20 protein-coding genes are annotated in these 23582 nt (G+C 47.7%); 10 read left to right on the forward strand and 10 right to left on the reverse strand.

Translation table 11 applies throughout. The features are described 5' to 3' along the window. Positions 1-715: 715 nt before the first annotated feature. Positions 716-3388, forward strand: a complete 2673-nt coding sequence (locus tag B5P39_RS08665) for a TonB-dependent receptor plug domain-containing protein (RefSeq protein ID WP_088211213.1) — start codon at positions 716-718, stop codon at positions 3386-3388. Between the two features lie 85 nt (positions 3389-3473). Here B5P39_RS08665 and B5P39_RS24665 read toward each other — a convergent pair whose 3' ends face one another. After that, on the reverse strand, positions 3474-3650 hold the full coding sequence (locus B5P39_RS24665; protein ID WP_166485349.1) for a hypothetical protein: 177 nt from the start codon (positions 3648-3650) through the stop codon (positions 3474-3476). A gap of 186 nt (positions 3651-3836) precedes the next feature. On the opposite strand from B5P39_RS24665, the gene B5P39_RS08670 reads away from it, so the two are divergent. From B5P39_RS08670 to B5P39_RS08710, 9 genes are all read left to right on the forward strand, one after another. Beyond that, the gene (locus B5P39_RS08670; RefSeq protein ID WP_140418330.1) at positions 3837-4241 is read left to right on the forward strand and encodes an ArsC family reductase; all 405 of its coding nucleotides are present in this window, start codon (positions 3837-3839) and stop codon (positions 4239-4241) included. Beyond that, positions 4238-5383: a succinyl-diaminopimelate desuccinylase gene (gene dapE, locus B5P39_RS08675; RefSeq protein ID WP_088211215.1), complete on the forward strand. Its 1146-nt coding sequence runs from the start codon at positions 4238-4240 to the stop codon at positions 5381-5383. The genes B5P39_RS08670 and dapE overlap by 4 nt, the downstream gene beginning before the upstream one ends. After that, positions 5377-6189, forward strand: coding sequence for a M15 family metallopeptidase (locus B5P39_RS08680; protein WP_088211216.1), 813 nt, complete (start codon positions 5377-5379; stop codon positions 6187-6189). Before dapE ends, B5P39_RS08680 begins: the two co-directional genes overlap by 7 nt. Before the next feature lie 65 nt (positions 6190-6254). After that, positions 6255-7085 carry an alpha/beta fold hydrolase gene (locus tag B5P39_RS08685; RefSeq protein WP_088211217.1) on the forward strand — a complete coding sequence of 277 codons (831 nt, stop codon included), beginning with the start codon at positions 6255-6257 and terminating at the stop codon, positions 7083-7085. A gap of 153 nt (positions 7086-7238) precedes the next feature. Further along, positions 7239-7844, forward strand: coding sequence for a carbonate dehydratase (gene can, locus B5P39_RS08690; protein WP_011716907.1), 606 nt, complete (start codon positions 7239-7241; stop codon positions 7842-7844). A gap of 449 nt (positions 7845-8293) precedes the next feature. Continuing rightward, positions 8294-9481, forward strand: coding sequence for an 8-amino-3,8-dideoxy-alpha-D-manno-octulosonate transaminase KdnA (gene kdnA, locus B5P39_RS08695; RefSeq protein WP_011716906.1), 1188 nt, complete (start codon positions 8294-8296; stop codon positions 9479-9481). Between the two features lie 19 nt (positions 9482-9500). After that, entirely contained in the window at positions 9501-10571 is a 1071-nt protein-coding gene (gene kdnB / locus B5P39_RS08700) for a 3-deoxy-alpha-D-manno-octulosonate 8-oxidase KdnB (protein ID WP_088211218.1), read from the forward strand. An 82-nt stretch (positions 10572-10653) separates the two neighbouring features. Continuing rightward, entirely contained in the window at positions 10654-11391 is a 738-nt protein-coding gene (kdsB, locus tag B5P39_RS08705; RefSeq protein ID WP_011622622.1) for an 8-amino-3,8-dideoxy-manno-octulosonate cytidylyltransferase KdsB, read from the forward strand. Positions 11392-11419: 28 nt separating this feature from the next. Next, positions 11420-11656, forward strand: a complete 237-nt coding sequence (locus B5P39_RS08710) for a DUF2897 family protein (RefSeq protein ID WP_088211219.1) — start codon at positions 11420-11422, stop codon at positions 11654-11656. Positions 11657-12029: 373 nt separating this feature from the next. On the opposite strand, the gene B5P39_RS08715 is transcribed toward B5P39_RS08710, so the two are convergent. The 9 genes from B5P39_RS08715 to hrpA all read right to left on the reverse strand — a co-directional run bounded on the left by B5P39_RS08715 (position 12030) and on the right by hrpA (position 23527). Further along, complete coding sequence (locus B5P39_RS08715; protein ID WP_088211446.1) at positions 12030-12452, reverse strand: GNAT family N-acetyltransferase; 423 nt, start codon at positions 12450-12452, stop codon at positions 12030-12032. A 131-nt stretch (positions 12453-12583) separates the two neighbouring features. Further along, positions 12584-13522: an STM4504/CBY_0614 family protein gene (locus tag B5P39_RS08720; protein ID WP_088211220.1), complete on the reverse strand. Its 939-nt coding sequence runs from the start codon at positions 13520-13522 to the stop codon at positions 12584-12586. Positions 13523-13619: 97 nt separating this feature from the next. Beyond that, the gene (locus B5P39_RS08725) at positions 13620-14087 is read right to left on the reverse strand and encodes a hypothetical protein (RefSeq protein ID WP_088211221.1); all 468 of its coding nucleotides are present in this window, start codon (positions 14085-14087) and stop codon (positions 13620-13622) included. An 802-nt stretch (positions 14088-14889) separates the two neighbouring features. Next, positions 14890-15477: a cytochrome c3 family protein gene (locus B5P39_RS08730; protein WP_011626281.1), complete on the reverse strand. Its 588-nt coding sequence runs from the start codon at positions 15475-15477 to the stop codon at positions 14890-14892. An 8-nt stretch (positions 15478-15485) separates the two neighbouring features. Beyond that, positions 15486-15971, reverse strand: a complete 486-nt coding sequence (locus tag B5P39_RS08735) for a nitrate reductase cytochrome c-type subunit (protein ID WP_011716901.1) — start codon at positions 15969-15971, stop codon at positions 15486-15488. A 10-nt stretch (positions 15972-15981) separates the two neighbouring features. Further along, complete coding sequence (gene napA, locus B5P39_RS08740) at positions 15982-18471, reverse strand: nitrate reductase catalytic subunit NapA (RefSeq protein WP_088211447.1); 2490 nt, start codon at positions 18469-18471, stop codon at positions 15982-15984. A gap of 2 nt (positions 18472-18473) precedes the next feature. Beyond that, entirely contained in the window at positions 18474-18731 is a 258-nt protein-coding gene (locus B5P39_RS08745) for a chaperone NapD (RefSeq protein WP_011716899.1), read from the reverse strand. A gap of 44 nt (positions 18732-18775) precedes the next feature. Further along, positions 18776-18934: a periplasmic nitrate reductase, NapE protein gene (locus B5P39_RS08750; protein WP_011716898.1), complete on the reverse strand. Its 159-nt coding sequence runs from the start codon at positions 18932-18934 to the stop codon at positions 18776-18778. 711 nt (positions 18935-19645) lie between these two features. Further along, entirely contained in the window at positions 19646-23527 is a 3882-nt protein-coding gene (gene hrpA / locus B5P39_RS08755) for an ATP-dependent RNA helicase HrpA (RefSeq protein ID WP_088211222.1), read from the reverse strand. Positions 23528-23582 lie beyond the last annotated feature (55 nt).

Here is a 23582-nt window from a genome sequence, read left to right on the forward strand (position 1 = left end):
AGCCTCGAATCTTATCGCCGCAATGCTGCTCACTATACAGGATAGCAAATTGATTTATCGACCTTTTGCATCTCGCTAGATCAGGATAAGGCGTGAGCAATAAAACAGCTTTTTAGAAGCGGTAAATTGACCGAATAATATTTAAGCAGGTTAAGAATAAAACGACTAGTTTAGACACAATACCAACACCACTAAATACAACCTATCTTTATTGGTGACAGGATGTTTCAAATCCCTCGATAAATTCGACTATTTTAAAACTGAGAGTTTTGAAATATAGAACTTTGACCATTCTGACAAAAATAAAATGTTAAATTATGTTTTTAAGACTTATTTAAGGTTTATTTTTAAGCACTTACTAACGCTTATTTAATTTGCAACTTCAACACTCACCTGACGCAGATCACATTATTTAAAACTACTTACCCTCGACTCTTTAATAACAGAATTGACATTGTAAAGACAATGTTTAGTTACATTGAGATACATCTAGTTATTTTCGCACGCCATACCGCCATTCTTTATTTTTCAGCACACTTAATTAGCCTTTCGAAGATTACAAATGCAACAATACTGCATCCATCGAGTAACAATTAAGCGGTTGATATTAAAGTTGTTAATGATAATTTTCCGGCTATGGAGGGCAGTTGCAAATAAATATAAGCCATGATGAAAACCTTCCTGATCATCAAGGCATAACAAAGGGAATGAAAATATGACTACGCAAACAACCGTGGCACGCGCGGTTCGTTTTAGTTTACTCGCTTTAGTATCAACATCCTTATCGCCGTTGGTATTTGCCGCCGATGAAGCGGCTATTGTCGATGATAAAGTGGAGCGTATCGAAGTCACGGGTTCACGTATTAAACGTACCGATCTTGAAAATGCCTCCCCTATCGTGGTGGTGAGCGCAGCAGATATCGAAAAAGGCGGCTTTAACTCAGTGCAAGACGTGCTAGGTAACCTGTCGCAAAACTCTGGTGGATCGATGACCCAGCAGGAAGTGCACGGCTTTACCCCAGCGGCATCGGCCGTCAACCTGCGTGGTGTGGGCGCTGGCCGCGTACTGACATTAATCAATGGCAAACGTGTGCCTAAATATCCGTTTGGTGCAGGTGGTACTGACAGCTTTGTCGATACAGCCAACATTCCGCTAGGAGCCATTGAACGTATCGAGATTTTAACCACGGGCGCTTCGGCAATTTACGGCTCAGATGCGATGGGTGGTGTTATTAACATCATCTTGAAAAAAGACGTTGAGCAAAGCACCTTCAAATACCGTCACTCCGATACCTTCGATGGTGGTCTGCAAAATAACCAGTTCTCCTTTATGACGGGTGTCAGCAGTGATAAAGCGAACCTGACCTTCTTCGCCGAGTATGAAGACCGCCAAGCGTTAAAAGCCTCGGATCGTCCTGAATGGGGAACCGATATTGTTCCGGGTAACTACTATTCCAGTTACAGCTCCTATGGCGCCAACCTTGTGGATAGCAATGGTAAATTACTCAAGACCTTAAGCGCCGCAGAATGTGATGCGCGCGGCTATGTGATGATGGCCAATGGTAAGTGTGGGTTCGATCGCTCCGCACAGCGTGACTTCTCGCCTGAGCAAAAACGTTATTCAACGATGATCAACCTCACCAAAGACTTAAACGACAATCATCAGCTGTATTCGCGCCTCGATTACACCCATGCCTCGACCTACACTGAGATTGAATCGGCAACGGTCGGCGAAGATTTTATGTTCAACGTATCGGGCAATAACGTCACTATAGTCGATGAACTTAATGGGTTATCCCAAGTTTTCGATAAAAATACCGCCTTCGGCGGAGATTTTGCCGGCGCCGCCGATGGGGACTATTACTACACTCGCCGTATGTCTGAGTTAGGTCCGCGCACCTCTGATTTTGAGACTAACAATTTCTCCTTCTTATTAGGCAGCAAAGGTTACCTCACAGATTCAATCGAGTACGACACCTCATGGTCGATTGCACGCCAAACGGTGGAATCCACCACCGCAGGCTCGCCAACCTACCAGAGCATGTGGAACTACCTCACCGCGGGCACTAACGGCAATTCGCTACTAGATGTTATCTCGGCAGAAGATGCAGCATTGCTGGATTTCCAAGGTGGCAAGAAGGGGCAATCCACCCTATCGAGCTTCAACGCGGGGATCAGTGGCGATGCCTTTGAATTACCAGCTGGCACAGTGGCTTATGCCGTGGGCGTGGAATACGGTAAAGAATGGTTCTACGATAAGTCCGATAGCTTTACCAGCAATGGTGGCGTGATTGGTAAAGGTGGCAGCAGCGCCCAAGGTGAGCGTGAGCAATATGCTGGTTATGCCGAAGTCGCCGTGCCTGTGATCGAAAACCTCACTGTCACCCTTGCGGGCCGTTACGACTACTATGACGATTTATCCGATGTCGGCGGTCAGTTCAGCCCACAAGTCGCGGTCGAGTATCGCCCGATTGATAATCTATTGTTACGCGGTCTCTATGCGGAAACCTTCCGTGCGCCGGATATGCAGCGCTTATTTGGTGAGCCAACGGCCGCCTATAGCACAGTGATCGATACCCCAACCTGTGAAGCCGCGGGTGGCACGGGCCCCGCCTGTGAGAAGATTGACTCACTGCCAATTACCATCGGTGCCAACCCAGAGCTGGAAGCGGAAACCGGTAAAAACTATAATCTCGGCATGGTGTGGGATTATAACGATCTCAACCTCACCTTGGACTACTGGATTGTTGAAATCGATAACCTAGTGAACAGCCCAAGCGCCCAGTATATCTTGGATCACTCAGACGCCTTCGCCGATAAGATTTTCCGCGATGCCAGCGGCAAGTTAATTCAAGTGAATACCCAAGCCATCAACATGTCATCCCAAGAAACCTCAGGTATCGACTTCTCGGTGGGCTATCGCTATGAAACTTCAGGCTACGGCGATTTATCCGCACGGTTAGAGGGCACCTATTTGCTGAAATGGGAAGAGCAATTAACCCCAGACTCTGAGCCTTTAGATCTGATCGATGGTGACGGCTCTGCTCCGCAAATCCGGGGGAACTTAAATCTGGGTTGGAACTACGATGACTTCGCCACTAATCTGCTGATCAAGTATACCGACAGCATGAATGGCCAGCGTAAAGAGGCATTTATTAACAACGGTTTAGCGGACAAGTACGCCGTCACTATCGACAGCCATGTCGAAGTGAACTGGGCCGCCAGCTATATGTTAACCGGTGCGATTAAGTTCTCCGGCGGTATTAATAATATCTTCGATGCGGGCCCTGAAATTGACGAAACCCAAAACTCTTGGCCGCATTATCCACGTTCTTACTACAACGTTGTTGGGCGTGAATATTATTTAGCGGTAGAGATGAACTTCTAATCAACCTCATGTTTTGATTAGCATTACTTCCTAAAACACAAAGCCGAGCTGTTGCTCGGCTTTTATCTATAGGCTTCACACTCAGTTAGGCATAGGTATCAATCGATTCGCCTTGACTCGCCTCACGGGCGCGCTCCTTGGCAGACTCACTCTGCTCTTCCACTTTGGCTGGCGTTGGCTGAGCGGGTAACGCTGTGGGTGAAGACGAACGGTTGGCGGTATAGCTATGCGCTAACATTGGGCTGCTTGCACTGATATTCATCGCGATCCCCTTGTCGATTTAAGCTCAATACTCAGGTTCAGTACTCAGGCTCAAAACTTAGACTAGAAGCCAATACTTAACTGACGCTTAAGCTTTTCCTCTCAGTTCGCCCTGCTATTCCTAGTCGCATTCTGAATAGTTACCGCCCACACAAGCTTATATCCCCCTTGTGGCATCCAGCACACAATGCCACAATGCGAGCAAAATCAATGCGTGCCAACGGCGCCCCGCGATAGGAGCATCATCTTGACCCTTTTTGGTATTAAAAATTGCGATACAGTGCGTAAAGCACGTAAATGGATTGAAGCCCATCAACTTTCGGTCAACTTCCATGACTTTAGGGAAGATGGATTAGCAGAAAAGGATCTTCAGCATTGGTGTCAAATTGCAGGATGGGAAACCGTCTTTAACAAACGCAGTACCAGTTTTCGCGCCTTGAGTGATGCCGATAAGGCCAATATCGACCAAGCCAAAGCCATTCAACTGATGCTCACTCACCCGACGCTGATCAAGCGCCCTGTGCTCACCGTGGGTGAACAAGTGCTGGTGGGCTTTAACGAAGCCGAATATAAGAAGGTGTTTTCCCTATGACGCACGCTTCGAAAGCTGGCCCAGTAACCGAACTCACTAAAGAGTTGATCGCCCGTCCTTCGGTCACCCCGCTGGATGAAGGCTGCCAAACCCTGATGGCCGAACGTCTTGCCGCCATTGGCTTTAATATTGAGCCCATGGTCTTTGAAGACACCACCAATATGTGGGCGCGTCGCGGTAATGAAGGCCCCGTATTTTGTTTTGCCGGCCATACCGATGTGGTCCCCGCGGGCGATTTAAGCCGCTGGCATACCCCGCCTTTTGAGCCCACCATTATCGACGGTTATCTTTATGGCCGCGGCGCCGCCGATATGAAAGGCTCGTTGGCGGCGATGATCGTTGCGACCGAACGTTTTGTGGCTAAACACCCCAATCATCCCGGCTCAATTGCGTTTTTGATCACCAGCGATGAAGAAGGCCCCTTTATCAATGGCACAACACGGGTAATCGACACCCTAGAAGCCCGCAATGAAAAAATCACTTGGGCGCTGGTGGGCGAGCCCTCATCGACCCTAAAACTCGGTGATGTGGTCAAAAATGGTCGCCGTGGCAGCCTGACCGCCAACTTGACCGTTAAGGGCATTCAGGGCCATGTGGCCTATCCGCACCTTGCGGATAACCCAATTCACAAAGCCGCGCCGTTTTTAGCCGAGTTAAGCCAAACCCATTGGGATAATGGCAACGAATTCTTCCCGCCCACCAGCATGCAAATTGCCAATATTAACGGCGGCACGGGCGCATCGAACGTGATCCCAGGCACCCTAGAGGTGATGTTTAACTTCCGTTATTCGACCGAAGTGACCGCCGAGATATTAATCGAGCGTGTGGAAGCCTTATTAACTGCCCACGAACTGGATTATGACCTCAGCTGGACCTTCAACGGCCTACCCTTTTTAACCGGCGAAGGCCCACTGTTAGACGCGACTCGCCATGCGATCCGTCAGGTCACTGGCTATGATACCGATCCGCAAACCACGGGCGGCACCTCGGATGGACGCTTTATTGCGCCAACGGGCGCCAAAGTGTTGGAGCTCGGTCCAGTGAACGCCACTATCCATAAAGTGAACGAGTGCGTGAAAATCGACGATCTCGAGCAGTTAGCCCTGTGCTACGAAGTGATTTTGGAACAGTTACTGTGTTAAACACGACGCCACGCTTGAGGAACACTGCCCAGCTCTATGGAATAGAGAGCGGAATAGAGAGTGGGGTAGAAAATGCTGTAGCTAGCGGTTTCGACACAAGCTTAAATACCGACTTATCCGCTGCTGTAACCCAAGAGTCAGCGCAGAGACTGCAATTAGTCGAACTGCTCAGTCCCCATCACCCAAATGAAACACGCTTTATGCTGGAAGCCCAAACCGCCCTCGCCTTTAAGGCGATGGTGGACAGCGCTGCCAAAGATGGGATTAAGCTGGCGATTTGCTCGGCCTATCGGCCTTTTGACCGGCAACTCGCCATTTGGAACGCTAAGGCCAGCGGTAAGCGTGCAGTGCTGGATATCAACGAGCAGCCAGTGGATATCAGTTCACTGAACGATGATGAATTAGTCGATTTGATTTTGCTCTGGTCGGCACTACCCGGCGCGTCACGTCATCACTGGGGTACGGATATCGATGTGTTTGATGCCAAGCAAATCGAGGTGAAATCCCTGCGGTTAGTGGAAGCCGAATACATTGACGGCGGCCCCTGCGCCCACTTGCACCAGTGGCTTCTCCAGCACGGCAAAGATTTTGGGTTTTATTTTCCTTTTCAGCGCGGTAAAAGCGCCGTCAGCGCCGAGCCTTGGCATATCAGCTATTTCCCCGTGTCTCAAACCCTGTTACCCCAATTTGAGGTGCAGGCCTTAGCGCAGGTTATCCAGCACAGCGATATGCTGCTTAAAGAAGCGGTGCTCGCCCGCTTACCTATGCTTGTGGCGGAATATGTACATCGAATTGCAAAGCCTTAAGGGTTAGCTATTCAACAACTTGATGGCGCCTTACACTCGGCGCTTATCTTTAAAAAGTAGGTTTTATGGATTTTTCTTCATACAGAAAACAACTCAACATCGCCGGTAGCCAACTCAGTTACCTCGATATAGGTTCAGGCCCAGCGCTATTATTTGGCCACAGTTACCTCTGGGATAGCGCCATGTGGGCGCCGCAAATTGCCAGTTTAAGTCAACAGTATCGCTGCATCGTGCCGGATCTTTGGGGACACGGCCAATCGGGCGCCGTTCCAGACAGCTGCAACAGCCTGTTAGACATCAGCGAGCATATGCTGACCCTGATGGATACCCTTGATATCGAACAATTTGCGATTATCGGTTTATCCGTAGGCGCCATGTGGGGCGCAGAGTTGGTGCTTAAAGCGCCGGCGCGCGTCAATGCACTGGTGATGCTCGACAGTTTTATTGGGTTTGAACCCGAGATCACCCGCGCCAAATATTTTGGCATGTTAGACATGATCCAAGCCGCCGGCAGTATTCCTGCACCACTTATCAGCGCCATTTCACCGCTGTTTTTCGCCGATAATGCTAAAGAACATAACCCCGAATTAGTGCAGCGTTTTGAAGCCTACTTGGCCGCGCAAACGCCAGAGACTATCCCCAGCATAGTTAAGCTTGGGCGGATTATTTTTGGCCGCCGCGATACCATGGAATTTGCCGAGCAATTTACTCTGCCCTGTTTAGTCATGGTCGGCGTTGAGGACAAGGCCCGCAGCGTGCTCGAAAGTTATCTGATGAGCGATGCCATCGACGGTAGTCAATTAGTGCATATTCCTAACGCTGGGCATATTTCCAGCCTAGAGCAAGCTGACTTCGTCACTGAGCATTTAACTCGGTTTTTAGCGAAGGTATTGTAACTGCGCACCTATCATCAATGTGTCACTACACTGTGGCACATTGGATAGACCAGCAAGCGTAAATTTACTGGTATACTCTTGCTAAAAATGTGCTGCTTGCATCACTTAGGGCAATAAAGACATTTTAATATGTCAATAAAACAATAGGTTAAAATGAAATTACTCAAACCCTTATTCGATAACAACCGCCGCTGGGCCGGACGCATTCGCCAAGAGCACCCTGATTTTTTTGAGCAACTGGCAAAACAGCAGAACCCTGAATATCTTTGGATTGGTTGTTCCGACAGCCGAGTACCTTCAAACCAAATCATCGATTTAATGCCGGGCGAAGTCTTCGTTCACCGCAATATTGCCAACATGGTGATCCACACCGATCTTAACTGCCTGTCAGTACTGCAATACGCCATCGATGTGCTTAAGGTGAAGCACATTATGGTGGTAGGCCACTACGGCTGTGGCGGTGTACGTGCGGCGATGGGCAGCCAGCGCTTAGGCCTTATCGACAACTGGCTCGGCCATTTACGCGATATTTACCGCATCTACCACGATGAACTAATGCAAATGGATGAAGCCAAGCGTTTCGACCGCCTGTGTGAACTCAACGTGATTGAGCAAGTGGCCAACGTCACCAGCACCACCATAGTGCAAGAAGCTTGGGCTCGCGGCCAAGAACTAGCGATCCACGGTTGGATTTACGGTATCGATAATGGTCTGTTAACCGACCTTGATGTGACTGTAGACCGCGCGCAAAAGATTTAAATCGGTTTGAATGAAGCGCGCCATAAGCGCAACGTTTTCTCCGCCAAAAACCTGCCCAGTGCAGGTTTTTGTTTTAATCCCTAGCAACATCTATCGCACGCCAAATACAAGATCCACCCGCAAAATTGAACCTGCAAAGATAAACGCCAAGGTCTTCCCCACTCGCCCCATCAACTCTGCATAACGCCGTTAAGCTCACGCAATTGAGCTAAACCACGAGCTAAACCTCGCTTAATGGACTCGTATGCCTCAAATACAACGGCTCGCAAAGGCTAACAAGCACGAACACACGCAATAACACAGGGTTAAGTGAGCAAAATCTAAGCTCGAAACGTCAACATGACCTTATTTTCATCAATAAAACATCGCAAGGGATCTTTAGCCCAGTTATAATCCGCCAGTTAATTGCAGCGCGACCATGCGCCACAAATTCTAAGGAGATACCGTCCATGCCCGGTTTTGAATTATTTGGTCCAGAAGAAAAGCAAGAAGTCGCCGATGTGATGGAGCACGGCTTTACCTTCCGTTATAACTTCGACCATATGCGTAATGATCGCTGGAAGACTCGCGATATGGAGCAACTGCTCTGCGAGAAAATGAATGTTAAGCATGCTCACCTCTTATCTAGCGGTACTGCTGCGCTGCAAACAGCCTTAATGGCGGCAGGCATTGGTGCTGGCGACGAAGTTATCGTGCCACCTTTTACCTTTGTTGCTTCTGTAGAAGCGATTTTCATGGCCGGTGCAGTACCTATTTTTGCCGAAATCGACGAAACCCTGTGTCTATCACCAGAAGGCATTGAAGCGGCGATCACCCCACGCACTAAAGCGGTAAACTTAGTGCATATGTGTGGCTCTATGGCCAAGATGGACGAAATCAAAGCTGTCTGCGCCAAGCACAACATCGTATTGTTAGAAGATGCTTGCCAAGCCATTGGCGGCAGCTACAAGGGCCAAGCCCTAGGCACTATCGGTGATGTCGGTTGTTATTCTTTCGATTCTGTTAAAACCATCACCTGTGGTGAAGGCGGCGCGGTGATCACCAATAACACCGAAATCTACGATCACGCCCATATGTTCTCCGACCATGGCCATGACCATATTGGTAAAGACCGTGGCGCCGAGTCACACCCAATTATGGGTCTGAACTTCCGTATCTCTGAAATGAACGCGGCCTTAGGTTTAGCCCAGCTACGTAAACTCGATACCATTATCGACATTCAACGTAAAAACAAAAAAGTCATTAAAGAAGCGATGGCGAGTATTCCTGAAGTCAGCTTCCGCGAAATCCCCGATCCAGAGGGTGATTCAGCTGGCTTCTTAAGCTTTATGTTACCAACAGAAGCGCGTACCCAAGAGATCAGCAAAAAACTGGCTGAGAATGGCGTTGACGGTTGCTTCTACTGGTACGTGAACAACTGGCATTATCTGAAAAACTGGAAACACATTCAGGAGCTTAAGGCCCCTGCTGCGTTGCCAATCACATTAATCGCCGACAGACCTGACTATACTCAAATTTCTGTGCCGAAATCTGATGCCATTATGAGCCGCACTATTTCCATGCTCATTAAATTGTCTTGGACCGATGCTCAGATTGCCGAGCGTATTGAAAACATTAAGAAAGCATTTGCCCAATAATTAAACGGGAGTTTTTGCAATGAGTTTTAAAAATTTTAAAGTAGTTGAAAAGATGATCTTCGGTCGTGGCTCCTTCGCACAATTAGACGAAGTATTAGCTGCACAGCGTAAGGCCGACGATGACTTCGTGGTATTTTTAGTCGATGACGTTCACCAAGGCAAACCACTCGAAGCACGCATCCCTGTCAAAGCCCAAGACTTACTGATTTGGGTTAACGTAGATGATGAGCCAAGCACAGTGCAAATCGATACCCTGACCGAACAAGTGCAAGCCTTCAACGGCAAACAACCTGTTAGCGTCGTCGGTCTAGGTGGCGGTTCTACTATGGACGTGGCAAAAGCGGTATCACTGATGCTGACTAACCCAGGCGGCTCTGCCATGTACCAAGGTTGGGATTTAATCAAAAACCCAGCGGTTCACCACATTGGTATTCCAACGATTTCTGGTACCGGTGCAGAAGCGTCACGCACCGCAGTATTATGTGGTCCAGTGCGTAAACTGGGTCTGAACTCAGATTACACTGTGTTCGACCAAATCATCATGGACTCTGAGTTAATCGATGGTGTTGAAACTGACCAATGGTTCTACACAGGTATGGATTGCTATATCCACTGCGTTGAATCATTAGAAGGTACCTTCTTAAATGAATTCTCTAAGTCATACGCCGAAAAAGCCATGGAGCTTTGCCGCCAAGTGTACTTAGAAGATCACCCAGAAAAAGACGACAAGCTGATGATGGCGTCATTTATGGGCGGTATGAGTATCGCTTACAGCCAAGTGGGTGCATGCCACGCGGTATCTTATGGTCTGTCTTACATCCTCGGCTACCACCATGGTATCGGTAACTGTATCGCCTTCGACGTGTTAGAAGAATTCTACCCAGAAGGTGTAGCTGAATTCCGTCTGATGATGAAGAAGCACAACATCACTCTGCCGAAGAACATCTGTAAAGATCTGCCAGATGAAACCATCGCGAAAATGGTTGCCGTGACTAAGAGCATGGGTCCATTATGGGCAAACGTGTACGGCCCAACATGGGAAGAGAAAGTCACTGACGAAATGTTGACTGCTCTGTTCCGTCGCATTTAAGCTCTCAAGCAGATGACAAGGGCTCATTGTGAGCCCTTTTGTCTATCTACACTGCATATCTTTGATAAATTAGGATAATTTAATGAATGTGACTCTGTTAATCCCGGCGCGTTACGGTTCAAGCCGCTTCCCGGGCAAGCCCTTAGCCCCGATTAACGGCAAGCCTATGATCCAACACGTGTACGAACGCGCGTCGTTAGCCAAAGGCCTCACCAATATTTATGTTGCAACCGATGATGAGCGTATTAAAAGCGCCGTAGAAGGTTTCGGTGGCAAAGTGGTCATGACCAGCCCTGATGCCGCATCGGGCACAGACCGTATCAATGATGCGATTAACCAATTAGGTTTAAAGGATGACGATCTGGTCATCAACCTTCAAGGCGACCAACCGCTTATCGACCCGACTTCCATCGAGCAAGTGATCAGCCTCTTCGAACGTCACCCAGGCGAGTTTGAAATGGCGACCCTCGGCTATGAAATTGTCAACAAAGCCGAACTCGACGATCCTATGCATGTGAAGATGGTGTTCGATAACGACTATTACGCGCTGTATTTCTCCCGTGCACGTATTCCCTTCGGTCGCGATACCAAAGATTATCCAGTTTACAAGCACTTAGGCGTGTATGCTTACACCCGCAGATTCGTGCAAGCCTTCGCCGCCCTACCCTTAGGTCGTCTCGAAGACCTGGAAAAGTTAGAGCAGCTACGCGCCCTAGAACATGGCCATAAGATCAAAGTCGCCATCAGCGCCTTCGACTCTATCGAAGTTGACACGCCGGAAGATATTCGTAAGTGTGAGCAGCGTTTAGCCGTTGATTAATCAGGGCCTTGCTCAATAAGGAGTTGCCATGTCGAGCTTAGAAGTGTGGATCATTATTATTTTGGTGGTCGGGGTGATTGCCAGCAATCTTGCCGCACTGAAATACAGTGCCAAATTCAAACTGCCACAGTTTGGTCAGCACGATAAAGAGAAACTGTTAAAGACCGATAATCGCGCCAATCCCTCACCCGATGCAGATAAGCCCGCGGATGCGGCGAATGAGAATTGCGATAAATCAACCCAAGTTGAGCAGGATAAACGCTAAGCGAGCAGTTTTACTCCGCAGATTTATTCCTCAAAAAAGGCGCAATAGCGCCTTTTTTGTGGGAGAGAAATAACGTTTCGGCCTAGCTTGGCATATACGCCCAATCTTTCACAGCAAAGATGACGCATTGAATTATCAAGAATAATACTCGCCACTAAAATGCGTTGGATAAGCACGTGCCTCACGTATTCAAGTTTTATACAAACCGAAGCAAGAGCGCGTGGAAAGGGAAAAAGGCGTGTCAGGAGGTCTGCTGTATCAAGTGAATTTCAGGTAAAAATGTCTATGGGTTAACGCCCAAATTTAGCGCGGAATGCCGCGCTGCGGCTTGACGTCGTCGCCAGCGATTTTTGCTGGCGATAAAATTTGATTGTTAGCAGACGGCACGGCTCATGTAGTAAAACCGATCATCTTCACTTGTTAAACCAAACCCTTGTCTCTTGTACAAATAAACGGCAGGGCTATTTTTAAACACTTTAAGCTTCAAAATGTGAGAGCCATGTTCTTTAGCCAGACGTTCCGTCTCAGCAATAGCGATTGAGCCAATCCCACGATTCTGGTAACTCTGATCCACTTGCAAATCTCGTAACCAGCACTCTTCAATGTCAAAAGATAATCTAACGACACCAACAAGCTTTTCTTCAAACAAAATATCTAGGTTCACAAGCTCTTGTGTCATTTGCTCAATCTGAGCTTCATCCCAATCTACAGAGTATTGTTCATAATATGGCCGCATATTCGACAGAGTAAAATGTGCTGCTTTTGCTAAATCCTTAGCCGGTCTAAATGTAACCACCAATCTAGTCTCCTAACGCCCTGTTAAGGTGTGAGCAACACAATACCGATGCCGCCGCATAACACCTTAAACACTTAAACCAACGCATAATGAAAAATGCCACGCGTTGCAAATCCCTCTTGAACAGTTTGTTATGCGATTTTTGGCTCTGCTGTTGTAAGAAAAACTAACGTTGAAGCAGTCATATGTAGCATATATGCAACTAAGTATTCAGGTATTTCAACAGACTCTGAGCCTTGACCGTGACCACTCAGTTTATTCCTACCTGTTGGGATGCTACTTTCAAGCAAGCTTCTTAATGAGGTCATTTGCTGCTGCCAAAAAGCTGGTATTAGTCCGTTATCAAAGCATATTTGAATTAAACCTTTAGACGTTACATTTGGTTGGTACTTCCATCCCTGCTTATCACAAATTGATTTCATTGTACTTTCAAATGACTTTAAACAGTCGTTCAATGATTCTTTGTATCTACCATGACGATAGTGTTCATATGCAACCAAAAACTCTTCTTGAGCGCCCTCATAATGCTTTTGATTCAGAAGCTTTAAAGCTGGTTTAACAGCTTCTGAATGAAGCAGTTCTGAATCAACCCTAATAATTTCATTTCCAGTAAATTGAAAGCCTATTCCATGCTCTTTAAATCGCTTGTTTAACTCGTCTATCGCTTGATCGGCAATATCGGTGGCATTCTGGCGACGTAAGTATCGGTACTCACGAGTAACTTTATTTATAACTTTGAAAGTAAGCTCAACTATATCTAGTTGCTTTTCAACGTTCTCTTCACACAAAAAGTAATTAGCAAGCTCCTCAATGTAATGACGATCTCCATACTGTTCAGTATGTGGGAGTTTAAAAAAACCATATTCACGACACAAAGTTTCGACAACAAACTTGTAAGCTTGCTTAACATCATCATAATCCCAGTATTGGTTTTCTTGCCCGAGTGTATCGATCCAAATATGAATGATTTGTACTCTTAGTGGGTTAGGCAATGTGTCATATGTATATACATCTGGCACCTCGCCTCTTAATCTTTTTTGTCGTTTTGAGAAAAGGTTAAATACACCCATTCGTTTTTCCTTTTATTACTCTGCACCATGTGAAATCGCCTAATGTCACATTCAGGTGCGCAGTAGGTGCCACCTGAAATAACTTGTTATAAGCGTGTCAATTATAAATTGCTACTTTTAAAGTATTCCCATTAGGTAATACAAAATCCTGAAATTCTTTCTTTCCAACGATAACTTTTTGGGTAATTGATGATTTTAATTGTTTTACTTCATCGTTGAAACATATTGCTTTATCGTAAGCATTGTATTTTGAATCATCAATTCCATATTCAACAAACTCGAAAGCCCCACTATTAGGATTTACTGAATAGCTATATCCACTTAAGAATTTTTTACCTCTAAATGACTTCGTTTCTTTTTCGCCTGTTTTTGAACACTCTGTTATTGCGTAAGTCTTACTATTTACATTGCTACCACGTCCAACATCTGCCAACAGAGAAGAGGTAGTAAGAATTTCATTTTTTTCTTTATCATACAATTTGAATGTCACTGTATAGTTATCCATAGCATTCACATATGTAGAGGCTGACAATAAAGAAGCTGTAACAAGAGCAAGTAATTTCATTGTAAAAGTAAACTCCATTTTATAAGGGTGTGTAATGATAATTTGAGCTTATAACGCTTTAGTATTTATGCTCGGCGCTGTTTGCAGGACATAAATAGCTTGTTGGACTTGGCTACAGCCACTGCCACATCCATGTCAATTGGTATAAATGATGCTATAGGAATTTGCTTTTTTGCGGTAGCGGTTTTTTATACAGTTTAGAGGGTAATCACTTGATATCGTTTTACCTTTCTCATTCTTTCACGCTTATTTTTTGCTGATGAATCGCTATCTAACGACTCCAAACGCCAAGGAATACACCTCCCCTCGGAGTTGCCGCAGGGCGAATAGACAAATTGCGTGAGTCTTGCCATGGATGGCAAGCTAGCTTTCGCAGGTGCAGGGACACATCCTTCGGAAGCGATAGCAAATTTGGCAATGAGCACAAGGGGTTTTCAACTCCGTTTGGGGCGTCTTGGAGCATCCAAGGAGGATAGGACGAGCAGTCCTCCTTGGTCGGGTGTGGGGTGAAGCCCCACGACTTTGACTTTGACTTTGACTTTGACTTTGATTAAGCATTGAGGCTACAAAAAAGAAGGGATGCATAACTTCTAAGTCGAACCATCAACTTTTCTATAGGCAGAGCTTTACTTGTCCAATTCCCCTTTGAACTGAGAAACACAATTTGGGGGCTGAAACAAGCCAGAAAAAGCGATAGCGAACAAAATCCCACCTTATGCGGCATACGATTTATCTTCGCCATAAAAAAGGCCAAGTGTGGAGAGCACTTGGCCTTTGGCTGGAGATGGAATGTGAGTCGAGTTTAGAAGCCTTCAACCCCTGCCATATCGGGAAGATGGTGAGCAATCCCTTTATGGCAATCGATACAGGTTTTCTCACCACTGGCCAAGGATGTCGAGTGCATCTGTGCGGCGCGTGGCGACTGTCTGGTAAAGTCCATATAGGTAAAGTTATGGCAGTTGCGGCACTCAAGCGAGTCGTTTGCCTTTAACCGTTCCCATTCATGTTCGGCCAACTCGCGACGTTTGTTCTCAAACTTTTCGCGGGTATTGATGGTACCAAACACTTTACCCCACACTTCTTTCGATGCCTGCATCTTACGGGCAATCTTATCGGTCCAGTTGTGCGGCACGTGGCAGTCAGGACAAGTCGCACGCACACCACTGCGGTTTGTGAAATGGATAGTCGACTGTAACTCTTGATAGACGTTATTTTCCATTTCGTGGCAACCGATACAGAAGGCTTCTTTGTTGGTGGCTTCAAGCGCAGTGTTAAAGCCCCCCCAGAAGATCACCCCCGCCACAAAGCCACCTAAGGTTAAAAACCCTAAACTGTAGTGCACACTCGGACGATTGAGAACTTGCCAGATTTTTTTGAGTTTATCTAACATGCTGACTCCTAGTGTGTTTTCTGCTCAGTGTTGGCTTTAATCAGATGATCCATATCCACAAAGTCGTTCTCGACCAGTAATTTGGCATCCAGTTGCGGCACATGGCACTGAGTGCAGAAGTAACGTCTTGGCGAAAGCTCGGCTAAGAAGTTGTTATCCCTATCCATATAGTGAGTCACGCTGACCATAGGCGCTTGGGAGTCCCCTGTACGGTGTCTGGCATGACATGACATGCACTTGTTGACCTTAAGATCGAGCTGATAACCGTCGATCTTGTGCGGGATCACCGGTGGCTGCATCGGGTAGTTTCGCATCTCTTTGATATCTTTGTTCAGCACCGCCTGCATCGCGGGCGGGGTTGGCTCAACGTTGATTGGCGCTTGGCGCAAAGTATCAATTCTGTCCTCAGGAATGCTTGCCGCAGTCACGCTGGTCATCATCAGGGTGGAGAAGGCAAGCACACTGAATGCTGAGACTAATTTGAATGTTTTCATCCTGTACTCCTTATACCTTGACGATTTTCACGGCGCATTTCTTAAAGTCGGTTTGTTTTGACAGTGGATCTGTCGCATCCAAGGTGACTTTGTTAATGAGCTGACTGGCATCGAACCAAGGTACAAACACGAGTCCCACTGGCGGTTTGTTACGGCCACGGGTTTCAACACGGGTTTTAATTTCACCGCGGCGAGACACCACGCGCACTTCATCCCCACGGCGTAAACCGCGTTTTTTCGCATCTTCTGGGTGCATAAAACACACGGCATCCGGGAAGGCACGGTAAAGCTCTGGCACACGTTGAGTCATCGAACCTGAATGCCAATGCTCGAGCACCCGTCCAGTGGATAACCACATATCGTATTCAGTGTCTGGCGACTCTGCAGGCGGCTCGAAAGGCAAGGCATAAATCACTGCGCGGCCATCGGGTTTACCGTAAAACTCAAAGCCTGAGCCAGGTTTAACGTAAGGATCGCTACCTTCACGGAAACGCCATTTGGTTTCTTTACCATTAACCACCGGCCAGCGAATACCATGGGCTTCGTGGTAGGCATCGAAAGGTGCTAAATCGTGACCATGGCCACGGCCAAAGGTGGCGTATTCTTCAAACAGGCCTTTTTGGACATAGAAGCCAAAGTGTTTCGCCTCGTTGTTCAAATACTTAGGATCGGTATCGGCCAGCGGGAACTTATCGACATTGCCGTTTTTGTACAGCACTTCAAATAAGGTTTTGCCCTTAAATTGTGGATTCGCCGCTAAGACTTCCTTCGACCAGACTTCGTCGGTCGTAAAGCGCTTAGAAAACTCCATCAACTGCCACAGATCCGAGTGGGATTCGCCCGGCGCCTGCACCATTTGATGCCAGAATTGAGTACGACGCTCGGCATTACCATAGGCGCCCTCTTTCTCAACCCACATGGCGGTTGGCAGAATTAAGTCCGCGGCCTGAGTCGTGACAGTGGGATACGCATCGGACACCACAATAAAGTTGGCAGGATTACGATAGCCAGGTAAGCCTTCCTCGTTGATGTTCGGCCCCGCCTGCATATTGTTGTTCACTTGCACCCAATAGCAGTTCAAGTCGCCATCTTTTAAGCGGCGGTTTTGCTCGACGGCGTGATAACCGGGTTTTGGCGGAATAATCCCACTGGGGATCTTCCAAATTTCTTCGGCGTGTTTTCTATGCTCAGGGTTTGTTACCACCATGTCGGCAGGTAAACGGTGTGAGAAGGTTCCCACTTCGCGAGCCGTACCACAGGCAGAAGGCTGACCGGTTAACGAGAACGGGCTGTTACCGGGCGTTGAAATCTTACCTGTCAGTAAGTGGATGTTATAAATCAGGTTGTTACACCATACACCACGGGTATGTTGGTTGAAGCCCATGGTCCAGAAGGACGTGACTTTAGTCTCGGGATCGGCATAGAGTTTAGCTAACTCGATAAGTTTAGCTTCAGGTACGCCCGACATCTTGCTGACCTTCTCCACCGTATATTCGGCGACAAAAGCCTTAAAGGTGTCGAAATCAATTGGAGTCGAATCCCCTGCCGTTTTCACGTTTTTGGCTTTCTGCTCCAGCGGATGGGTTGGACGTAAACCATAGCCGATATCCGTGGTACCTTGGCGGAAGTTAACGTGCTTCTTCACAAAGTCCCAGTTCACTTTATCGTTTTGAATAATGTAGTTGGCGATAAAGTTTAGGATGGCTAAGTCGGTTTGTGGCGTAAATACTATCGGTAAATCCGCGAGATCGAAGGAGCGATGCTCAAACGTCGAGAGTACAGCCACCTTCACATGGGATGCGCTTAAACGACGGTCAGTCACTCGAGTCCATAAGATCGGGTGCATTTCGGCCATGTTGGAGCCCCAAAGCACAAAGGCATCGGCCGCTTCCATATCATCGTAACAGCCCATAGGCTCATCGATACCGAAGGTACGCATAAAGCCGACAACGGCAGACGCCATACAGTGACGCGCATTCGGGTCGATGTTGTTAGAGCCAAAACCGGCCTTCATCAATTTAACGGCGGCATAGCCTTCCCAAACGGTCCACTGACCCGAGCCAAACATCCCAACCGCGGTCGGGCCTTTAGCTTTTAAGGTTTCTTTCCATTTTTGCGCCATGATATCGAAGGCACTGTCCCAGCTGATGGGAGTAAACTCACCGTGCTTGTCATACTTGCCATCGGTCATTCTCAGCATTGGCGTAGTCAAACGATCGCTGCCGTACATAATTTTCGACAGGAAGTAACCTTTAATACAGTTAAGGCCGCGGTTCACTTCACTGTTTGCATCGCCGTGGGTAGCAACCACTTTGCCCTCGCGGGTCGCGACAATCACAGAGCAGCCCGTACCACAGAAGCGGCATGGGGCTTTGTTCCACTCTAATTTAGTTTGTTCTGAGCTGGTGATTAAATTGCTCGCCGACGCCGGCAGTGCTAAGCCTGCCGCGCCCGCTGCTGCAATCACCGCATTGGCTTTGATAAAGTCACGTCTATTCATGTTCATTCTTCACCCTCTTCGAGCTCTTCACTCTGGTGGTAAACCATAGTGGCGGACAAGACGCCAGGAATGGCATTAATCTGTTCGATACCGTCCATCAAGGCACGTTGGGAGTCACCTTCAAGTACGACGACGAGTTTCACTTCGTTATTAACAGAGAGTTCGGCATTTTCAATCGCCATAATGTGTTGCCTAACATCCGCCATTTTTTGTGGCATGACTTGCACCACTAGACTCGTGATATGAAGCTCTTTGCTCATCCGACACTCCGCTTATTCATGCTGTTGTTATTGTTCTTTTGGCCTCAACCTGCACCCGGTGGGCCGGTGAAGATTTGGCTAAACCATATGGCAAATCCCAATCCACTCACCAACAACACGGATAAGAGGGGGGCGAGAAATACGGTTAAAAAGATAAAAATTTTCAGTTCTAAGGATTTTTCTGCTGCGCTGTTAGCACTCATGCGTCCTCCAAGAGGTTCGTTCCTGTGATGGATTGCTCTGACCAATGCAGGATTTATAGGTATCTCAATTGCATCTTTGATCCACGAAATGATCATAGCGTTAAGGTGTTAACAAACTGTATACCTCCAAATCGGTAAACCCTTTGATGCTTGATCCAGATCATCAATTTGGCGATAGATTTAGTTAGATCATGGTTTTTAAGCGTTTTTTTAGATTGTAAATAGATTGATTGGTTATGTTTTTTTATTAACCAATTGCTAAAGCATGGAAAAAAGATAGGTGTTCAGCAAGTAAAGCGCACAAGATTTAAACAAAATATTCCTTAAGGAGTATTAGGGGATGGTAAAGGAAGGCGCGAATGACCGATTATCCACGGCGAAATTGGCTTAACCTCTTCGTCAACTTGTTAACTCACTCAAGAAACAGCCAAATCCCCTACCGTATTGGCTAATTGACCACGCAAATTTGAGGTTCTTAATATCGCCATTAAGACCCATTCATTCGCCACCGACTTTGTCCTTTGGGGTTAGCCTGTGATAGCCCAAAGCGAAAGTCTATGCAGTAAGGGGCAAGTCTGTCGCGGCTAATGGTAGTTAGGTGAAAATGAGCAATAAAAAAGCCGAACCCAAAGGTTCGGCTTTTAGTGCTAAAGATAACGCTACGCTCAACTCACTGAATCTACAGATTCAATCAGTAATGCATCAACATCATTAACTCAGCAGGATATGGTTTAAGATGCGCTTCTCCGAGATGGGATAAGCCGTTCCCAGCGCCTGTGCAAAGCAAGACACCCGATACTCTTCAATCATCCAACGGGCTTCAATCAGTGCCGCAGGCACGGGCTGAGCGCGCGGCACCTTGGCAAGTTGCGCCGCTAAGGCCTCCTGCACTTTAGTGATACTCTGCATATGCAAACGGTCACGGGTCGGATCCACGGGCAACTTATCGATACGGGTCTCAATCGCCTTTAAGTAACGCGCAACATCCGCTAAGCGATTCCAACCACAGGCTTCGACGAATCCCTTGAACACTAATTGGTCTAATTGGCTTTGAATATCACTCATCGCAAAAGCGATATCTAAGCTAATTTTACCCTTAGTCCGCTTTTTAATACCTTGATAGAGCGTCAGGATTTGTTCCACCTTAAGCGCAATTTGCTCGGCTGTAGGGTTCAGCTCTTGGCGCACCCAATCCTTGGCTTGCTCGAACTGAGCGGCATCTCGTACATCCAGCGCCTTTTCATCAAGCAATTGCTGCACCGCTGCGGCAATGATGTCATCAATCAGAATTTGCACTTGGCCAAATGGATTGAAATACATTGCTAATTTTGCCTTGTTCGGCAGTGCCTGTTGCAGGTGTTTTACCGGCGATGGAATATTAAGTAACAGCAGACGGCGTAGACCTTGACGATGCGCCGCCTGCGCCTCAAATTCATCATCAAATAATTTGATGGCAACTGAGTCTTTATTATCAATCAACGCGGGGAATGCCCGCACTTGATAGTTGCCCTTACGCTGTTCAAATTGTTTTGGTAAGTCGCCAAAGGACCACTCGGTGAGCGCATCTTTCTCAATGCCCTTATCCGCCACTTGACGAATCGCCTTAGCGACCACGCCCTGTAACTCGGCCTTTAAGGTATCGAGTACTCGCCCCTGTGCGACTAACTTGCCCTTGTCGTCCTCAATCTTAAAGTTCATCTGCAAATGCGCGGGCATCTGCGTGACATCAAAATCTTCGGGATTGACGCGGGTGCCACTCATACGCAGCAGCTGTTTGCACATAGCGTCGAGTAAACTGGCGCTAAAGGGCTGCATCGCCTGTACGCAAGCTCGGGCATAATCGGGCGCAGGCACAAAGTTACGTCTTAGTCCCTTAGGTAAAGACTTTATCAGGGCGACGCATTTCTCCTCACGCATTCCCGCCACCAGCCAATCGAAATCCGTATCATCGATTTGATTGAGTAGTGCCACTGGAATATGCACAGAAACGCCATCATCACTCGCCGCAGGATCAAAGTGATAACTCAGTTGCAAGCGAATATTGCCCTTATGCCAAGTGTCGGGGAAATCGAGCGCCGATATGTGATCGGCGCTGCGCTGCATCAATAGTGACTTATTAAAATCGAGTAAATCGGGTTGAGTTCGGCGCGCTTCCTTCCACCAGCTAAAGAACTTAGGCGCGTTATAGATCCCTTCGGGAATGCGCGGCTCGTAAAAGTCCATCAACACTTGTTCATCGACCAAAATATCGCGGCGACGGGACTTGTGCTCGAGCGCTTCGACATCCTCTAGTAACTTTTGGTTAGCGATAAAGAAGGCTTCTTTGGTTTGTAATTGCCCTTCGGCAAGCGCGCTACGGATAAAGATTTCGCGCGCTTCAACAGGATTAATCGGCCCGTATTGCACGCGGCGGCGATGTACGACGGTCAAACCGTAAAGCACTTGGTTTTCAAAGGCAATTACACTGCCCTGTTTTGCCTCAAAATGCGGCTCTAAGTGATTCTTCTTAATCAGATGCGCCGCTAACGGCTCGAGCCACTCTGGTTCAATTTTGGCGCAGCAGCGGGCAAACAGCTTAGAGGTTTCGGTCAGCTCCGCCGCCATGATCCATTTCGGGCCTTTTTTCGCCAGCGGTGAACCTGGGAACACAAAAAACTTACGATTGCGCGCGCCTAAGTACTCGTTGTTATTATCCTTAAAGCCGATATGACTCAGCAAACCCGATAACAACGCACGGTGCAGCGCATCGTAGTTGGCTGGCGTCTCGTTTAAGCGCCACTTTAAATCGTGAACCGCTTGTTTTAGCTGAGTATATAAATCCTGCCATTCACGCACACGCAGATAGGCTAAGTACTCGTCGCGGCATTTTTTACGGAACTGGCTGGCGGATAATTCCTTTTGCTGCTCTTTTATGTGCTGCCATAGGTTCACCCAGCTGACAAAATCAGAATGGGGATCGGCAAAACGGCGATGGGCCTCATCGGACGCCTGCTTTTTATCCATGGGACGCTCGCGGGGATCTTGAATCGACAGACCCGCGGCAATCACTAACACTTCCTGCAAACAGCCCAGCTGATGACTCTCCACCACCATACGCGCTAAACGCGGATCCACCGGGATCTGCGATAACTGACGCCCAAGCGGCGTTAACACAATATTACCCTTCTGCTGCTTAACGGCTTGCAATTCCTCAAGCAGTAAGAAACCATCGCGAATATGGCGCGGATCGGGCGGCTCAATAAAGGGGAACGCCGCAATATCGCCAAGGCCGATGGCGAGCATCTGCAAAATCACCGAGGCTAAGTTTGTGCGTAGGATTTCGGGGTCGGTAAATGCGGGACGACTGTTAAAATCCGCCTCATCGTATAAACGAATACAAATACCCGGGCCAACACGGCCGCAGCGGCCTTGACGCTGATTGGCACTGGCCTGTGAAATGGGCTCGATGGGCAGGCGCTGCACCTTAGTGCGATAACTGTAACGGCTGATCCGCGCAGTCCCTGGGTCAATAACATAACGAATACCAGGGACGGTGAGCGACGTTTCCGCCACGTTAGTGGCAAGCACGATGCGACGCCCTGTATGGCTGCTGAATACCTTGGACTGCTCGCCGTAGGAAAGGCGCGCATATAACGGCAAAATCTCGGTATCGCGGTAATTGCGACGATTAAGCTGCTCGGCAGTATCACGAATTTCGCGCTCGCCGTTCATAAAGATCAGAATATCGCCCAAACCTTCGGCGACTAACTCATCTACGGCAGCAAAAATCCCTTCGATTTGGTCGAGATCCGCTTCGGTATCTTGCACCAACGGGCGATAACGGGTTTCCACCGGATACGTCCGGCCAGAGACTTCGATAATAGGTGCATTATTGAAATGCTTAGAAAAACGCTCAACATCGATAGTCGCCGAGGTGATGATGATCTTAAGATCGGGGCGTTTTTTTAAAATTTGCTTGAGGTAACCCAAGATAAAATCGATGTTGAGGCTGCGCTCGTGCGCCTCGTCGATGATGATAGTATCGTATTGATCTAAATAGCGATCCGAGGTGAGCTCCGCCAGTAAAATCCCGTCAGTCATCAGCTTGATATAGGATTCACTCTTTAAGGCATCGGCAAAACGCACCTTAAAGCCCACCACTTCACCGAGCGGACTTTGTAATTCTTCAGCAACACGTGTCGCCACGCTGCGCGCCGCTAAACGGCGCGGCTGGGTATGGCCAATAAAGCCGCGACTACCAAGGCCCAGTTCTAAACAGATTTTCGGGAGCTGAGTGGTTTTACCCGAACCGGTTTCACCCGCAATGATCACCACTTGGTTTTCACCGATGGCTTTAGCGATCTCTTCGCGCATGCCGCTAACGGGCAGATTATCTGGATATTGGATTTTCGGGCGCGCCTTAAGACGCTGCTCGACCTTTTCGAACGCTGCTTGCGCCTGCTCTGCAAGTTTGGCTAACTCTTGGGTTTTCTTATCAGAATCGGCTTCTTTATTGAGCTTAAATAAACGGCGGCGGATCCGCGAGGCATCACTTTGAAAGCACTGCTTGAGAAAGTCGCTCGATAGCGGATGTTTGTCAGAGTTCAAAACCAAATTCCATTGCTAGCATCGAAAACAGCGATCCTAGCAAGGAACGGGACGTATTGGT

It is taken from the genome of Shewanella sp. Shew256, from assembly GCF_002196695.1.
Classification (GTDB): Bacteria; Pseudomonadota; Gammaproteobacteria; order Enterobacterales; family Shewanellaceae; genus Shewanella; species Shewanella mangrovisoli.

What these genes read in the sequence shown, in the direction of transcription:
- B5P39_RS08735 (WP_011716901.1), bottom strand. Translation starts at nt 15,971, where the DNA reads ATGAAAACATTCAAATTAGTCTCAGCATTCAGTGTGCTTGCCTTCTCC.
- dapE (WP_088211215.1), top strand. Translation starts at nt 4,238, where the DNA reads ATGACGCACGCTTCGAAAGCTGGCCCAGTAACCGAACTCACTAAAGAG.
- B5P39_RS08725 (WP_088211221.1), bottom strand. Translation starts at nt 14,087, where the DNA reads ATGAAATTACTTGCTCTTGTTACAGCTTCTTTATTGTCAGCCTCTACA.
- B5P39_RS08720 (WP_088211220.1), bottom strand. Translation starts at nt 13,522, where the DNA reads ATGGGTGTATTTAACCTTTTCTCAAAACGACAAAAAAGATTAAGAGGC.
- B5P39_RS08730 (WP_011626281.1), bottom strand. Translation starts at nt 15,477, where the DNA reads ATGTTAGATAAACTCAAAAAAATCTGGCAAGTTCTCAATCGTCCGAGT.
- B5P39_RS08710 (WP_088211219.1), top strand. Translation starts at nt 11,420, where the DNA reads ATGTCGAGCTTAGAAGTGTGGATCATTATTATTTTGGTGGTCGGGGTG.
- kdsB (WP_011622622.1), top strand. Translation starts at nt 10,654, where the DNA reads ATGAATGTGACTCTGTTAATCCCGGCGCGTTACGGTTCAAGCCGCTTC.
- B5P39_RS08745 (WP_011716899.1), bottom strand. Translation starts at nt 18,731, where the DNA reads ATGAGCAAAGAGCTTCATATCACGAGTCTAGTGGTGCAAGTCATGCCA.
- B5P39_RS08685 (WP_088211217.1), top strand. Translation starts at nt 6,255, where the DNA reads ATGGATTTTTCTTCATACAGAAAACAACTCAACATCGCCGGTAGCCAA.
- napA (WP_088211447.1), bottom strand. Translation starts at nt 18,471, where the DNA reads ATGAATAGACGTGACTTTATCAAAGCCAATGCGGTGATTGCAGCAGCG.
- kdnA (WP_011716906.1), top strand. Translation starts at nt 8,294, where the DNA reads ATGCCCGGTTTTGAATTATTTGGTCCAGAAGAAAAGCAAGAAGTCGCC.
- B5P39_RS08670 (WP_140418330.1), top strand. Translation starts at nt 3,837, where the DNA reads ATGCCACAATGCGAGCAAAATCAATGCGTGCCAACGGCGCCCCGCGAT.
- B5P39_RS08665 (WP_088211213.1), top strand. Translation starts at nt 716, where the DNA reads ATGACTACGCAAACAACCGTGGCACGCGCGGTTCGTTTTAGTTTACTC.
- B5P39_RS08750 (WP_011716898.1), bottom strand. Translation starts at nt 18,934, where the DNA reads ATGAGTGCTAACAGCGCAGCAGAAAAATCCTTAGAACTGAAAATTTTT.
- B5P39_RS24665 (WP_166485349.1), bottom strand. Translation starts at nt 3,650, where the DNA reads ATGAATATCAGTGCAAGCAGCCCAATGTTAGCGCATAGCTATACCGCC.
- can (WP_011716907.1), top strand. Translation starts at nt 7,239, where the DNA reads ATGAAATTACTCAAACCCTTATTCGATAACAACCGCCGCTGGGCCGGA.
- kdnB (WP_088211218.1), top strand. Translation starts at nt 9,501, where the DNA reads ATGAGTTTTAAAAATTTTAAAGTAGTTGAAAAGATGATCTTCGGTCGT.